At 66.3% G+C, this 1,034-nt stretch carries 2 protein-coding genes and 1 pseudogene; all 3 read left to right on the top strand.

Annotated features, from left to right (window positions below; all coding sequences use genetic code 11):
- Positions 1 to 198 (top strand): annotated as a pseudogene (locus tag ACE3PU_RS06600) (hypothetical protein); the annotation flags it as partial.
- Between the two features lie 73 nt (positions 199 to 271).
- Positions 272 to 847 (top strand): pseudouridine synthase, encoded by a 576-nt coding sequence (locus ACE3PU_RS06605; RefSeq protein ID WP_153145795.1) that lies wholly within the window; start codon positions 272 to 274, stop codon positions 845 to 847.
- Positions 840 to 1,034: DUF192 domain-containing protein (locus ACE3PU_RS06610; RefSeq protein ID WP_374387928.1), on the top strand; the 195-nt coding region annotated here is incomplete at its 3' end. The genes ACE3PU_RS06605 and ACE3PU_RS06610, both read left to right, overlap by 8 nt.

Consider the following 1,034-nt stretch of genomic DNA (forward strand, 5'->3'; position numbering starts at 1 on the left):
ACCTACGGCGTCGATTCCTTCCAGGGCAAGCTGGCGGCGATCATCCAGGGGTCGACCGAGACGACCTTCTACGTGCTGGCCGTCTATTTCGGCAGCGTCAATATCACCAAGACCCGCTACGCGGTGGCCGGCGGCCTGATCGCCGACGCCGTCGGGCTGGTCGGCGCGATCCTGATCGGCTACGCCTTCTATCACTGAAAAACGGCAGGGCTGCTGCGGTCGACGGGCAAAAATAGGCGAAAATCGCGGTTTTCCGTTGCCGGCCCGTCGCGTGTCCAGGATCGTCTTCTTCAACAAGCCCTACGGCGTCCTCAGCCAGTTCACGCCGGAAGGCAAGTGGCGGGCGCTGGCCGAGTTCATTCCGGTCAAGGACATCTATGTCGCCGGCCGCCTCGACGCCGACAGCGAGGGGCTGTTGATTTTGACCGACGACGGCAAGCTGCAGGCGAAGATCGCCGATCCGCGGCACAAGCTGGAGAAGACCTACTGGGCGCAGGTCGAGGGGACGCCCGACGAGGCGGCGCTCGACCGCCTGCGCGCCGGCATCGCACTCGCCGACTTCACCGCGCAGCCGGCCAGGGTGCGGCGCATCGACGAACCGGCCGACCTCTGGCCGCGCGACCCGCCGATCCGTTACCGCGCGGCGATCCCGACGTCGTGGCTGGAAATCCGCATCGCGGAGGGCAAGAACCGCCAGGTCAGGCGGATGACGGCGGCCATCGGTTATCCTACGCTCCGCCTGGTTCGCGCCGCCGTCGGGTCGGCGACGCTGGATGGTCTGGCGCCGGGGCAATGGCGGCAGATCGACGGCAGTTACAAGGATTTGCAAGGAAAATTCAATGAATAAGATTGTCGCCGCCCTCTGCGGGCTGACCCTGAGCGCGGCCGCCGGGGCCCAGAATGCAATGCCGGTACTCGAGCTGAACGCCGGTTTCCACCGCATCGAGGCCGAGGTCGCCGCCACCGACCAGAACCGCCAGGTCGGCCTGATGAACCGCAAGGCGATGCCGCCGCAACGCGGCATGCTCTTCGTC

The sequence above is a fragment of the Brevundimonas sp. genome (assembly GCF_041911375.1).
Taxonomy (GTDB): domain Bacteria; phylum Pseudomonadota; class Alphaproteobacteria; order Caulobacterales; family Caulobacteraceae; genus Brevundimonas.